This is a genomic window from Flavobacterium branchiophilum NBRC 15030 = ATCC 35035 (assembly GCF_002217205.1).
GTDB classification, from domain to species: domain Bacteria; phylum Bacteroidota; class Bacteroidia; order Flavobacteriales; family Flavobacteriaceae; genus Flavobacterium; species Flavobacterium branchiophilum.
Map to the genome: position 1 here is coordinate 21,885 of NZ_MUGT01000022.1, position 14,741 is coordinate 36,625.

Here is a 14,741-nt window from a genome sequence, read left to right on the forward strand (position 1 = left end):
CACAAAAGATTTTGATAAAAATTAATAACGATAAACAAAAGCATTGATATTCATACCTGCACCCACAGAGGCAAAAATCAAAATATCGCCTTTTTCGATGTGGTGGTTTTCAATTTGATTATGAATTAACAAGTCGAAAAGTGTTGGTACCGTTGCCACACTGCTATTACCTAACAAATTGATACTCATTGGCATAATCCCTTGAGGTACAGGTTTGTCATACAATTTATAAAACCTGTTGATGATGGCTTCGTCCATTTTTTCGTTGGCCTGATGGATCAATATTTTTGTTACCTGTTCTATTGCTATGCCACTTTTGTCTAAACAATCTTTCATGGCATGAGGCACATGGCTCAAGGCAAATTCGTAAATTTTTCGTCCATACATTTTGATGTATTTGATGTTTGGGTCCAAATTTTGATTGTAGGAACTTCCATAAAACAAATAGTTTGCTTCGTCTATGGCAAAAGTGGCATTTTCATAAGACAAAAGTCCCGAATTATCGGTTGCAGCTTCAAAAATAGTAGCCCCTGCCCCATCGGCATAAATCATGCTGTCTCGGTCGTGGTCGTCCACAACTCTGGAAAGGGTTTCAGAACCAATAACCATACAGCGTTTGGCCATTCCAGATTTGATAAAAGCGTTGGCTTGCAAAACCCCTTCAATCCAGCCTGGACATCCAAAAAGAATATCAAAAGCCACACATTTTGGGTTTTTGATTTGTAATTTATTTTTGATTCTGGTAGCTAAACTTGGTAAAATATCAGATTGTACAGAACCTGGTTTGACATCGCCAAAATTGTGAGCTACAATAATATAGTCTATAGTTTCGGCATCAATTTGAGCATGCTCTATGGCTTTTTGAGCGGCCAAAAAACCCAAATCAGACGAACATTGTTCGTTTGTAGCATACCGTCGTTGTTCGATACCTGTGATACCTTTAAATTTTCTAACTACTACGTCGTTTGGATATCCAAAAGGAGTACCGTCTTCATTTAAAAATTCGTGATTGCTAAAATCCTTATTACTTACACATATACTTGGAATGTAACTTCCTGAGCCAATTATTTTTATATTCATCTGTTGCCGATTTTGAATGCAAAATTACATTTTTATTTGATGCAAAAACAAAAAAATACTATGCTTGCATATTATTATGAATTTATTACATTTTAACTATTAATTTGAATTATCTTCAGTTTTTTGATTGATTTATTATTTTAATCTTCATAATCGTAGCTAAATTTAAAGCTTGGGTTTTAATTTTTTCGGCATTTGTACCTTCAAAATGTTCCTCAACACTTACAAAAAAGTGATGCAACCAAATATCAAATAATGCGGGAGATAAATATTCTTTTTGGCTGATGTCTAAGTGAATTTGAGTTAAATTTCGGGTATAGCCTCCTGTGCCTAAAATGGCTTGAGACCAAAAAGTTACTAAAATGGGCAAATGTTCTTCGAGATTTATTTTGACTACATCTGTAAAAATATAGCTTATTTGAGGGTCTGAAAGTAATTTTTTGTAAAAATTATCAACTAAAAAGTATAAATCTTCTTGGTTTACGATATCTTTATTTTTAATCATTTTTTCTTGGTTTTTAAATTAAAATTAATATTTTTGTAAAAATTAATATCAATCAAATATAAACAAAAAAAATGAAAAAAATTATTTTATTATGGGCGTTTTTGCTTTCGTCCGTTTGCACATTTGCACAAGTAGATGTGATTACTAAACACAGTGGCGAGGTAGTAAAAGGTAAAGTTATTAAGGTAGAAGAATATACCGTGGTATTCAAATATGACGGAGAAGATGCAGAAAACAGCATTGGAAAATATGCCATTGAAAAAATTGTTTATGGAAAAAGCGGTAGAGTTGAAGAAGTTACTGAAAAAATTGTAGTAAATGGCGAAGATGATTGGGAAAAAGTAGTGATACTTGAAGAAAAATCATATATTGCTGGATTGAAAAAAGGAGGCGAAGTGAGAGGGAAAACAGGTATGATTAATTTTCAAACTGGAAATACTGGAGACAAAAAAGCCGAGAAAAAATTGAAAATGGCTGCTGCGGCCATTGGTTGTCCATTTGTATTGATGACTTCAGACAAAGCCACAGTGGGTTATAACTCTAATCAATTGGGAGGTTCTCAAAATATTAAAACGGGTATTGGATACAGATACCAATAAATTTACTATTTGAAAAAAAGTGTTGCTATTGTCCCTGAAAGTGCGTTAGGGATAGCAGCGGTATCCTTTTTTAAAACAAAAAAANNTTTTTTTGTTTTAAAAAAGATTTAGCGAATAGCCCGGCCCCTTGTGGGAACGCCCAAAACAATTAAATTTTCATTTTTTTGGATAACCATTGGGGAATGGGAATAATTTTGAATAGTTGATTGCCTACTATAAAAATGGTTATAGGGATGAGTGGTTTGTAGAAAAGATTGACTATTTTGTAAGATGAATTGGGTAATACAAATCCAATAGCAACAGATAATATTACAAAACCAATGACGTAACCATAGCGAAAGCTGAAAGGATGCACGCCAAATTTTTTGTAATTGAAGGCAATTTTGATTAAATTGTATAAATTCATGGAAATACAAGTTGCCCAAGCTACTCCAATAATTCCTAATTTTAGATAAAAAAGAAAAAATAAATTTGACAAAATAGTTAAAAAAGCCAATGCAACAGTTAATGTATTGTTGAATTTATAATATTTTGAGTTAGTAATAATGTAGCCATTAAACCCTGTTGCTAAATCAAACAATAAAGCAAATCCTATAATGTAAACCACATTTTTACCTTTGCTTAGTGCTTCGCCATTTTTCATAAGTAAGAATAAATCGTCTATTCCAACGGCAATACAACTAAAAAGTAAAGCACCTAAAGTAAATAAATATAAAGAAGTTTTGTGATGCAAAGCCTTCAATTCTAACCAATTAGCCTCTTCTATATATTGAGCAATTATGGGTGCCGAAATGGTATAGATGCCTAGTGCAGGCACGGTAATCATACGAATTAAATTGAACGTGGTGTTATAAACAGATACTTCTGCGTAGCCTAAAAACTCGCCAATCATGTAAGTGTCTATATTTAAAGCAATTACAGAGCCTATACTACCCAAAAAGGTGTATAAAGAAAATTGTAACAACTCGGATTTGAAATGGTTTTGATGTAGAAAAAAAGAGGAGAAACGGTTTTGGAAAGGATCTATTTTTTGTACATAAATATACATACCGATAAGTGATAACAGATAAAAAAACAGAAAAATCAGGATAGAAACAAGCTCAGAAAAGTGTCCGATATGGTAAGCCGTAAAGGCAGCAATCATACCTAATTTTGGGAAAATATTTTCAAAAATATTGGGTACAACTATTCTTTTTTTTATAGAAATATACCTAGATAATAATTGAATAATAGATAAAAGACACAATAAAGGAAAGATGTAAAAAGCCATTTCCCACATGTCTGTTTGTTGAATACTTGGAAAAATCAGGGCTGCAATTACATACAAAACACTTACAAAAATACCGTTTGCAACCAAAAAAAACATCGAAAACCGTAACAAATGCTGGTGGTCGTTGGTTTTGGATAATCGGGGGTAAAATCGGATATTGGCATGGGCAATCCCAAGGGAAACAACGGGCAAAATGAGTAGTGCAGTAGCCAATACAAATTGCAATTTGCCTGCAAATTCTAAATTATAAGGATAGATAAATAGCGTTGTAAAAACGCCAATTAACACGCTAAAATATCCTACAAAACTATATTTGATACTTTGTCTAGCTACAATTCCCATTTTAGTTTTGATTTGGAATAAAAATAAAATTGTTGATATATAAATTAAAATTATTCAAAAAGGCATCTTCTTGAAAAAGCTGCATTTTAGTGTAATCAAATGGAGCAAGTTGTTTGCTTTTTCTGTCTAAATAATACACATTGTAATTGAATTTCTGTATAAAATTAAAAATGGCTTCAATAGGATAATGGGCATGTCTGAGTTCTATTTCTATAATAAAAATTGGTTTGAAATGTTGTAAAATATGCTGACAACCTAAAATGGCATCGTATTCATGGCCTTCCACATCGATTTTGACTACATCGATAGTAGTTAAATGATTGTTTTGCACCCATGAATCGAGTGTAATAGTCTGAATTTCAACTTTTTCTACATTATCTCCCAACGCTTCTAAAGAGCCACGAGTATCTTGTAAACCTGTTGCTATTTTGGGTATAAATAAAGTAGCAGTACCCGTTTTTGACGAAATAGCCAAAGGAACAATTTGTGCTTTTGGAAACAAATGACTGGCCAATTTTACCATATCGGAATTGGGTTCAAAGCCAATAATTCTGCCCGTTGTAATTATTTGTTCTGCTTGATACAAATAGATTCCTTTGTTGGTTCCAATGTCGATAAAAGTAGCATTGGGATGTAATATTTTATTGAGGTATCCCAATTCGGGTTCACACTTATAAGTATCTGTATTTAAAGACTTTAATGATTTAAAAAATCGTTTTTTGTAGAGTTCTGGCCAAAAATGGAAGGCCAATTGTATGAAAAATTTAAACATTTTGTGGTAAAGATGCTAATGTTAATAATTGGTTTTCGAGTTGGTTTTTAACACCATTAAATTGGTAACTTGTGTTGTAATTTTGTAATATTTTATATTCTTTTTGCAAATAATCGCTGCTTAAATGATTCAATATTTCGATTAAATCAGATTTGTTTTCATAAAATAAATTGTGCCATTCCATTTTTGGATAATACGAGGGAAACAAACCAAGCTTGCCGTGTACAATACAATCATTTTCGTTGCCACTCATTTTAGTATGTCCATATTTTTCTTTCACCCAATAAAACGACGTTTGTTGTTTGATTGGACAAAGCAACAAATGGGCTTTTGAAATGGCCGTTTGATAATCGTCCCATTGAATGTATTTTTGATGATAGGAAATACGAACATTTGGATGCAAATTGGTTTCTAAATCAATCAATTTTTTTTCTATTTGGGTATTTTCTGGTTTACCCAAAAATTCAAACTCCAAATGATTTTCAGGATTTAACTCTTCTAAAACACTAATAATCAAGTCTATATCTTTTCTTTTATTGGAAATATTACCCGAAATCACTATTTTTATTGGCTTTTGTGGCGGACATTGTATAGTTTCGCAAAAATTCAAATTGAGGCAAACCGTTTTGGATGCAGCAAGTGCATTTTTGCTGATAAGTTCTTGATGCAAAGCCTTTGATAGCACGGCCAACTGAGTAAAATGAAGTATATTTTTCCGTTTTGAATCTATTTTTTCTTTGATATATAATTTAAGATAATAGGTAAGTCTGTTTTTTTCTTTGAAAATGGTTTGAAAACATAACGGATTAAAAAAAACACTGAAATTCAAATTATGAACCAAACACATACTGGGTTTTTGACGAAAAATAAAGTGGTACTGATCGAAATGTCGGTGAAAAGTATTGACAACCACTGCATCAAAATGCCGAATCTGAGATTTAAAATCTGCAATTTGATCCAAAACCGTAATATGTTTTTGAGGTATGTTTTGAAGGTGATTGGCTACTTTTTTTGATACAAAAAAATGATAATCAAGCAATTGCATCTCTTTTAATAGCAAATACCATTGCTCTAATAAAGGAGCATGAGTTTCAAATTCGAGAAAGGCAATATGTTTTTTCATCAATAAAGACTAGGTTTTTTATAGTCGTATAAAAAAATAAACTATCCAAACAGCAAAGGTAAACTTTTATATGAATGAGAATGGTTAAAAAATTGATTTTTTTTAATGATAGTGTCGGTCAAAAGCCTTCAAAGTGCTAAAAAAAATGGAATGATTAATTTGATTTAAACCCATAACTTATTGATTAGATTTTGTGGATAATAAAAATTGTAGGTCGATTATGCAAATCAACAGAGTCTTTTTTCCATTCAAATACCCTTTTGGTTTTGATAAATTCCGATTCAAGGGTCAAGTCGGTGGCTACACACAAAAAAGTGTTAGGTTGCAGGGTTTGCAATAAGTCATCCAACATTTTGTTATTTCGATAAGGTGTTTCAATAAAAAGTTGAGATTGGTTTTTGTCAAACGACAATTTTTCTAACGTTTTGAGCGAGGCTTTTTTTTCAGATTTGTCTATGGGCAAATAGCCATTAAAAGCAAAACTTTGTCCGTTCAATCCAGATGCCATTATGGCCAACAAAATAGAGGAAGGCCCTACTAAAGGCACAACCTGAATATGGTTATCATGAGCCAACTTTACAATAACTGCCCCAGGATCGGCAACGCCAGGACAACCAGCTTCGCTCATGAGTCCCACATTTTTGCCTTCTAAGCATGGTTGTATCATCCGTTGGTGCGCTGTTACATCAGTATGCTTGTTGAGTGTTTGAAGTCTCAAACTGGATTGCACCTTTGATGGCAATACATTTTTAATAAATTTTCGAGCTGTTTTGTCGTTTTCAACAATATAATCATCTAATAATGCTATTGTACTTTGAATGGTTTGAGGCAATACCAAAAACGGATTTCCCTCGCCTAAAGTTGTTGGAATGAGGTATAATTTTCCTTTTTGAGACGTTTTCATGGATAAAATGGGCTTATTTTAAAACTTTTAATTTTTTACAAAGGTATTAAATTAATTGAGTAACCCAATCAAAATTATGAATTTGACAATTATTTACTTAAAAAATCGATTTTTAAAAAAAATTAATTTTTTTTCACGAAATCGATTTCGTGAATAATATATTTTATTTACATTTGTCGCAAATTAAAGCAAACCCCAAGTTTAAATTATTTATTTTTATTCATGACAACAATTGCACAATACGAAAAAGAATTGTCTTTTCAGGCAGACAGAAGACGGGCTGGAGTAGAACTCATCAAAATAGTGAGTGATCTTTGGTACGAAAAATCTATTGAAATGGTGCTCTTTAGAAACCAATTGATAGACAAAAACGTTTCAGAAATTATCAATTTGCACGAATATGCGGGTGAATTTGTTGGAAAACCCATATCTGTTTTTGATTCGGTAGAAATTGCCAAAGCCATTTTAACCAGCGATTTGCCACCATCTAAACTCGACATTGGTAAATTGACTTTTGAGTTTCATGATGAAAATAATATTTACAATAATGCAAAATCTTTTGTAGTTCACAAACTGCAAGCCGCAAAAGACTTTCACGAAATACAACCTAAAGATGTCGTATTGTATGGGTTTGGACGTATTGGCCGATTGCTTGCCCGTGAATTAATGTCAAAAATGGGTCAAGGGAATCAAATGCGATTGAGAGCCATTGTAACCCGTGATAAAAATGATGCTGTTTCGCTCGAAAAAAGAGCTTCGTTGTTGCGATACGATTCAGTTCATGGTGATTTTCAAGGCTCTGTAGTAGCCGATGCTGCCAATAATGCTTTAATTATCAATGGTACAACGGTTCACATTATCACAGCAAACAGCCCAGAAGAAATTGATTATACCACACATGGCATATCAGATGCTTTAGTAATAGACAATACAGGAGCTTTTACAACAGAAGAAGCCCTTTCCAGACATTTAACATCAAAAGGGGTGTCAAAAGTATTGCTCACTGCACCAGGAAAAGGGGTGCCAAATATTGTGCACGGTGTCAATCATACCGAGTTTGACCCAGATGAAGTCTCAATATTTTCGGCAGCTTCGTGCACCACAAACGCCATTACCCCTATTTTGAAAGCAGTCGAAGATACTTTAGGTGTGGTTAAAGGTCATTTAGAAACCATTCATGCCTATACCAACGACCAAAATTTAGTGGACAATATGCACAAAAAATACCGTAGAGGTAGAGCTGCAGGATTGAACATGGTAATAACAGAAACAGGAGCCGGAAGTGCGGTTGCCAAAGCATTACCAAGCCTTACTGGCAAACTGACATCCAATGCCATTAGAGTACCCGTGCCAAATGGTTCGTTGGTCGTTTTGAATTTAGAAGTTGCGGAAAAAACATCTAAAGAAGGTGTAAATGCTATTATGAAAAAATATGCCTTGGAAGGCGAATTGGTAGAGCAAATAAAATATTCGATGAACAATGAGTTGGTATCTTCAGATATTGTTGGTACTTCTCAACCCGCTATTTATGATAGTAATGCTACAATAGTATCTGCCGATGGCAAAAATGTAGTACTCTACATTTGGTATGACAACGAATATGGATACAGCCACCAAGTGATTAGATTAGCCAAATACATATCAAAAGTAAGACGTTTTACTTATTACTAGGATATTCAAAATAGTTTTTTAGTTTAGTTGCAATTCGAAAAGTCCGTTTTCATTTTTATATGAGAACGGATTTTTTATGGAAAATAATATCTTATCAAATTAATAATCATTTTTTTGCAAAAAAAAGAACTTCGTGTAGAAGTCCTTTTTTTTGAGTTTTATCCGTTTCTTATTTTTAATCAAATTCCGATGTAAAAAATAATTTTACGCTTGGAAATTTACTTTGAGTCATTTGAATTGTAAAATCAGAATCGGCCAAAAACACCAATTGGTTGTATTTGTCGTGTGCTAAAAATTTTTGTTTGATTCTACGAAATTCTTTAAATTCGTCACTTTTCAAATCGTCGGGTTTTACCCAACATGCTTTGTGAACAGGAAAGTTTTCGTAAGAACATTTGGCTCCATATTCATGTTCCAATCGGTATTGAATTACCTCATATTGCAAAGCACCAACGGTTCCAATAATTTTACGGTTGTTGAGTTCCAACGTAAAAAGCTGTGCAACCCCTTCGTCCATCAGCTGGTCTATACCTTTTTCTAACTGTTTGGATTTGAGCGGGTCTGCATTATTAATGTATCTAAAATGCTCTGGCGAAAAACTTGGAATGCCTTTAAAACTGGTTAATTCCCCTTCGGTAAGGGTATCTCCAATTTTGAAATTGCCAGTATCATGCAGTCCAACAATATCTCCAGGATATGAAATATCTACAATTTCTTTTTTTTCTGCAAAAAAAGCATTGGGACTCGAAAATTTTAAATTTTTCTTTTGTCGGACATGAAAATAAGGTTTATTTCGTTCAAAAGTTCCCGATACAATTTTAATAAAAGCCAGTCTGTCTCGGTGCTTTGGATCCATATTGGCATGTATTTTAAACACAAAACCCGTCATTTTTTCTTCCTTCGGATCAATCAGTCGGGTTTCAGATTCTTTTGGTCTTGGCGATGGGGCAATTGCTGTAAAACAATCCAAAAGTTCTCTAACCCCAAAATTATTTAAGGCCGACCCAAAAAACACAGGTTGCAACCGCCCATCTAAGTACGCTTGACGGTCGAATTTTGGGTAAACCTCGTCTATCAATTCCAATTCTTCTCGCAGTCTTTCGGCTGGTTTTGGGCCAATTATTTTTTCTAACTCTGGATTTTGAACATCAGAAAAAGCAATGGTTTCCTCGATATTTTTGCGACTATCGCCACTAAATAAATTGATATTTTGTTCCCAAAGGTTGTAAATACCCTGGAAATCATAGCCCATGCCAATTGGAAAACTCAAAGGTGTAACGGTTAGCCCTAGTTTTTGTTCTACTTCGTCCATCAAATCAAAGGCATCGTTACCCTCTCTATCCAATTTGTTGATAAACACTATAATTGGAATTTTTCGCATTCTACAAACGGCTACCAACTTTTCGGTTTGCTCTTCAACACCTTTTGCAACATCGATTACAACAATAACACTATCTACGGCGGTGAGCGTTCTAAAAGTGTCTTCGGCAAAATCTTTGTGCCCTGGAGTATCTAAAATATTGATTTTCTTGTCTTTATAATTAAATGCTAAAACCGAAGTCGAAACTGAAATTCCTCTTTGACGTTCGATTTCCATAAAATCGGAGGTGGCTCCTTTTTTAATTTTGTTGTTTTTTACAGCCCCTGCCTCTTGGATGGCACCTCCAAAAAGCAACAATTTTTCTGTAAGTGTTGTTTTACCAGCATCAGGATGGGAAATGATTCCAAATGTGCGACGTCTTTGTATTTCTTCTAAAAAACTCATGTTTTGATATAAAATTGAGGTGCAAAAATACTATTATTTTCGATATTTGATTATGTAAAATCAGGATATTTCAATACAATTTACATATCAAAAAGGCTAAAACTTTATAATTTTTTGTTAATACTAATTTTTATTGTTGTATAATGCTTTGAAATTGTTATTTTTGTTGATTGTAACAAAACTTATTTATTACATCAAAAAAAGTGCTAATCAATCGGTAGTTTAATCTAAAAAAAATGAAAATGAATTTAAAAAAATGGTTCTCTTTTATTATAATTATCTTACTAACAAAGAGTTATGCTCAAAGTCAATCAAAAGATATATTGTTTACAATAGACGATAAACCTTTTTATACAGATGAATTTGCAAGAGTGTATTTGAAAAATTTAGATTTGGTAAAAGATGATTCACAAAAAGATTTAGACAAATATTTGGATTTATATATTGGTTATAAATTGAAAGTTCAAAAAGCATTAAAAATTGGCTTACAAAACAATGATCGTTATAAAAATGAATTGATTGGTTATAGAGCTCAATTGTCTAGAACTTATTTTACTGATACCAAAATAACCCAAAAGTTGTTGGATGAAGCATATCAAAGGGCTTTAAAAGAAATTAAAGCCTCACATATATTGATAACCTGTGATGAAAATGCTCCAGCAGCCGATACTTTAAAAGCTTATCAGCAGCTATTGGATATTAAGAAACGGGCTGAAAATGGCGAAAACTTTGGTACTTTGGCCGCATTGTATTCGCAAGATCCGTCGGCAAAATCCAATAGTGGACAATTAGGTTATTTTTCGGTTTTTAGAATGGTTTATCCATTTGAAACAGCGGCATATCAAACCCCAAAAGGAGCATTGTCGTCAATTATTAGAACCCGTTTTGGTTATCATTTGATCAAAGTGGAAGACATTAGAGACAATAGAGGCGAGGTGATTGCAGCCCATATCATGATTGGTAAAACACTAGGAAGTGGCGAAGCAGAAGATATGAAAACCAAAGCAATGATAGACGACATTTACAAGAAATTACAACAAGGAGAGTCGTTTGAAAGTTTAGCTAAAACCTATTCACAAGACAAAGCATCGGCACCAAAAGGGGGTGTTTTAAGTCGATTTGGAGCTGGACAACTCAATTCTGAAGAGTTTGAAGACACGGCCTTAGGACTGACATTGGAAAAACCAATTTCGACTCCTTTTTTATCCAATTATGGATGGCATATTGTAAAATTAATAGAAAAATTTCCTGTAAAATCATTTACAGACATGAAACCATTTTTAGAAGATCGATTGGCAAAAGACGACCGTTCAAAATTGATCATACAATCACTTACTTCAAAATTGAAAGCTAAATACAAGATTCAAAAAAATCTGAAGTCGTTTGAGGCTGCCAAAAAAACAGTAACCAACGATATTTATAACGAAAAATGGATAGTGCCCTTGGCAACACCTGCTTTAAATAATGACATTTTAACAATTAACGAAGAAAAAATCAGCACCCTATCGTTTTTAAACTATGTTAAAGAACAAGAAAAAAACAAATTGACTTTGAAACCAATTGATCAATTGGTGGATCATTTATATGACGAGTTTGAAAGTGAAAAATTAAGAACTTATTACGATCAACATTTAGAAATGGAATATCCAGAATTTAAATATGTTGTTGAAGAATATAAAGAAGGTTTACTACTTTTTGATTTGATGGAAAAAGAAATTTGGGAAAAATCAAAAAGTGATACCACCGGTTTAAAAAACTATTTTGATTGGAATAAAAATCAATATAAACAAGGAGAAAGTGTGGCCATAATTATTGCATCGTCTATTAATAAAGATGTTGTGAAAAAGGCTCAAAAATTATTGAGTAAAAATACTTCGACTGCTGAAATAAAAGAAGCATTGAATACAAATGAGGTTATAAATATTATTATAAATCAAGGTATTTATGAAAAGCATGAAGCGATTATTCCGAAAAATACCAAAATAGAGCAAGGAGTATCAGACATTATAAAAGAAGGTGATTACTATTTTGTAACTAAAATCAATCAAGTAATACCCGAAAGACTTAAAACATTTGAGGAAGCCAAAGGACGTCTCATCAATGATTATCAAAATTATTTGGAAACCAATTGGATTCAAAATTTGAAAAAAGAATTTAAAGTACAAATCAATTCCACTATTTTTGAAAAAATAAAAAAAGAAATACAAACTAAATAACAACATGAAATACTTACAAAAAATTAAATTTACAACCTTTTGCCTGTTTTTATTGGCATTTTCAATTGGACATGCTCAAGAAATTATCAAAGAAACTTCTGCAGTAGTAAAAACAGATACAACCAAAAACAAAAAAAGAAAAGTAGATGGCATTGTTGCCAATGTGGGCGATTATATCATTTTAGATTCAGATATAGATAAAGCATTTATAGAAATTTCAAGTCAGGGCAACTCGATAAAAGACATTAGCCGTTGCCAAATGTTGGGCAAGTTGTTAGAAGACAAGCTATATGCCCATCAGGCCATTCAGGATAGTATTGTAGTATCTGATGCTGATGTGAAATTGATGATGGAAGAACGCATCAACTATATGGTAGAAAATGTTGGATCGATGGAAAAAGTATTAAAATACTATAAAAAAGACAGCGAAGAGGATTTTAAGTCCTATTTTTTTGATATTTTGAAAGAAAACAAATTGACTTCGGATATGCAAAAAAAAATTATTGATGGCGTAGAAATCACACCTGAAGAAGTGCGTACATTTTTTAAAAAAATCCCTCAAAACGAATTACCAATAATTGGAACTGAAGTAGAAGTTGCCCAAATAGTAGTTGCCCCAAAAGTGGCTCAAGAAGAAAAACAAGCTGTAATAGACAAACTCAAAGGGTTTAAAAAAGAAGTAATGGAAGGGGTTAGTTTTGCTACAAAAGCAGTACTTTATACACAAGACCCAGGATCGAGAGCCAATGGTGGTTTTTATAAAATGAATAGAAAAACACCATTTGTAAAAGAATTTAAAGATGTAGCATTTTCATTGGCCGAAGGCGAAATATCTGAACCATTTGAAACCGATTTTGGGTATCACATCATCATGGTCGAAAAAATAAAAGGTCAGGATGTAGAATTGCGTCACATTTTATTAACACCAAAAACGACACAAGCCTCATTAGACGAAGCAAAAGAGAAAATTAGTTTGATAAAAAAACGTATTGAGGACAAAGAAATTAGTTTTGCAGAAGCAGCAAGACAAATGTCTGACGAGAAAGAAACCCGTACCAACGGCGGACAATTGATAAACCCAAAAACACAAGACACTCGTTTTGACTTAACAAAAATGGACCCTACATTGTATGCAGATATTTCTAATTTGAAAACCAAAGAAATAACAATTCCATTAGTAGAAGAAGATCAAAAAGGTGGGAAAAAATACAAAATAATCACTATAACCAATAGAATTACTGAACACACGGCAGATTATGGTAAAGATTATATTAAAATAAAAGAATTGGCTTTGAAAGAAAAACAAATTAAAGCCATAGCCAAATGGATGGATAACAAAATTAAAGAAACGTATGTAAAAATCAATGCCGATTATCAGGATTGTGCCTTTACAAACAATTGGTTAAAAAAATAAAACATTAAAACAATATGTCAGACGTAAATGCCATTGAAAATTTAGTACAAAAGAAAAATAATCTCAAAAAAGAAATTGCCAAAATCATCATTGGACAAGACGTTGTTGTAGATCAGATTTTGTTGAGTATTTTTTCAGGAGGTCATGCCTTATTAGTAGGAGTGCCTGGATTGGCCAAAACATTAATGGTCAATACCATTTCAGAAGCTTTGGGTTTGCAATTTAAGCGCATTCAGTTTACACCTGATTTGATGCCTTCTGATATATTGGGAAGTGAAATTTTGGATGAAAATAGACAATTCAAATTTATTAAAGGCCCTATTTTTTCTAACATCATTTTAGCAGACGAAATCAATAGAACTCCTCCAAAAACTCAGGCTGCATTATTAGAAGCCATGCAAGAAAGGGCAGTAACAATTGCGGGGCAGCATTATAAATTAGATTTGCCATACTTTGTATTAGCAACTCAAAATCCAATAGAACAAGAAGGTACCTATCCTTTGCCAGAAGCTCAGTTGGATCGTTTTATGTTTTCGATTAAACTTGAATATCCAAGTTTTGAGGAAGAAGTTATGGTAGTAAAAAGCACAACTTCTGATGTTAAAATGACTGTAAACCCGTTGTTTACAGCACATGAAATTATTGATTTTCAACAACTTATTCGTAGAGTTCCTGTGGCAGACAATGTTATTGAATATGCTGTAAAATTAGTTAGCAAAACCCGACCAGATTCCAATTTTGCTTCAGATTATATAAAAAATTATTTAGACTGGGGAGCTGGACCAAGAGCCTCGCAAAATTTGATTTTGGCTGCTAAAACCCATGCTGTTTTTAACGGCAAATTTTCGCCTGATAACGAAGATGTTAGAGCAGTTGCCAAAGGCATTTTACGACATCGAATTATTAAAAATTATAAAGCCGATGCCGAAGGAATTTCAGAAGAAATGATTATCGAAAAGTTATTTTAAAAGAAAAACGTTTTATTGAATAAATAAAACGTTTTTTTTTATAACAAACTTAAATCGTTTTGAAATTGTAAAATATTATTATAATAATTAAGTAAATACATTAAAATATATA

12 protein-coding genes are annotated in these 14,741 nt (G+C 32.6%); 5 read left to right on the plus strand and 7 right to left on the minus strand.

All coding sequences use genetic code 11. The features are described 5' to 3' along the window. Positions 1-21 precede the first annotated feature (21 nt). Positions 22-1,080 carry a 3-oxoacyl-ACP synthase III family protein gene (locus tag B0A58_RS03120; protein ID WP_089079845.1) on the minus strand — a complete coding sequence of 353 codons (1,059 nt, stop codon included), beginning with the start codon at positions 1,078-1,080 and terminating at the stop codon, positions 22-24. Between the two features lie 115 nt (positions 1,081-1,195). Then, on the minus strand, positions 1,196-1,585 hold the full coding sequence (locus B0A58_RS03125; RefSeq protein ID WP_089079846.1) for a group III truncated hemoglobin: 390 nt from the start codon (positions 1,583-1,585) through the stop codon (positions 1,196-1,198). Between the two features lie 71 nt (positions 1,586-1,656). Here B0A58_RS03125 and B0A58_RS03130 point away from each other — a divergent pair, with 71 nt between their 5' ends. Then, positions 1,657-2,184: a hypothetical protein gene (locus tag B0A58_RS03130; RefSeq protein WP_089079847.1), complete on the plus strand. Its 528-nt coding sequence runs from the start codon at positions 1,657-1,659 to the stop codon at positions 2,182-2,184. A 148-nt stretch (positions 2,185-2,332) separates the two neighbouring features. Here the strand turns inward: B0A58_RS03130 and B0A58_RS03135 are convergent, their stop codons facing one another. The 4 genes from B0A58_RS03135 to B0A58_RS03150 form a co-directional block, all read right to left on the minus strand. Beyond that, a complete protein-coding gene (locus tag B0A58_RS03135) occupies positions 2,333-3,796 on the minus strand; it encodes a lipopolysaccharide biosynthesis protein (RefSeq protein WP_089079848.1) in 1,464 nt (487 codons plus the stop codon). Between the two features lies 1 nt (position 3,797). Further along, entirely contained in the window at positions 3,798-4,568 is a 771-nt protein-coding gene (locus B0A58_RS03140; RefSeq protein ID WP_243389438.1) for an FkbM family methyltransferase, read from the minus strand. Then, positions 4,561-5,691: a hypothetical protein gene (locus B0A58_RS03145; RefSeq protein WP_089079849.1), complete on the minus strand. Its 1,131-nt coding sequence runs from the start codon at positions 5,689-5,691 to the stop codon at positions 4,561-4,563. The genes B0A58_RS03140 and B0A58_RS03145 overlap by 8 nt, the downstream gene beginning before the upstream one ends. 184 nt (positions 5,692-5,875) lie before the next feature. Further along, complete coding sequence (locus tag B0A58_RS03150) at positions 5,876-6,595, minus strand: SAM-dependent methyltransferase (protein WP_089079850.1); 720 nt, start codon at positions 6,593-6,595, stop codon at positions 5,876-5,878. 222 nt (positions 6,596-6,817) lie between these two features. Between B0A58_RS03150 and B0A58_RS03155 the strand changes: the two genes are divergently transcribed. Next, on the plus strand, positions 6,818-8,266 hold the full coding sequence (locus B0A58_RS03155; RefSeq protein WP_089079851.1) for a glyceraldehyde-3-phosphate dehydrogenase: 1,449 nt from the start codon (positions 6,818-6,820) through the stop codon (positions 8,264-8,266). Between the two features lie 175 nt (positions 8,267-8,441). On the opposite strand, the gene B0A58_RS03160 is transcribed toward B0A58_RS03155, so the two are convergent. Next, a complete protein-coding gene (locus B0A58_RS03160) occupies positions 8,442-10,031 on the minus strand; it encodes a peptide chain release factor 3 (protein WP_089079852.1) in 1,590 nt (529 codons plus the stop codon). 236 nt (positions 10,032-10,267) lie between these two features. Between B0A58_RS03160 and B0A58_RS03165 the strand changes: the two genes are divergently transcribed. The 3 genes from B0A58_RS03165 to B0A58_RS03175 are packed head-to-tail and all read left to right on the plus strand — an operon-like array spanning position 10,268 to position 14,629. Further along, positions 10,268-12,247, plus strand: coding sequence for a peptidylprolyl isomerase (locus B0A58_RS03165; RefSeq protein ID WP_243389439.1), 1,980 nt, complete (start codon positions 10,268-10,270; stop codon positions 12,245-12,247). A 4-nt stretch (positions 12,248-12,251) separates the two neighbouring features. After that, complete coding sequence (locus B0A58_RS03170; protein WP_089079853.1) at positions 12,252-13,661, plus strand: peptidylprolyl isomerase; 1,410 nt, start codon at positions 12,252-12,254, stop codon at positions 13,659-13,661. Between the two features lie 14 nt (positions 13,662-13,675). Next, positions 13,676-14,629 carry an AAA family ATPase gene (locus B0A58_RS03175; protein WP_089079854.1) on the plus strand — a complete coding sequence of 318 codons (954 nt, stop codon included), beginning with the start codon at positions 13,676-13,678 and terminating at the stop codon, positions 14,627-14,629. The last annotated feature ends 112 nt before the right edge of the window (positions 14,630-14,741 follow it).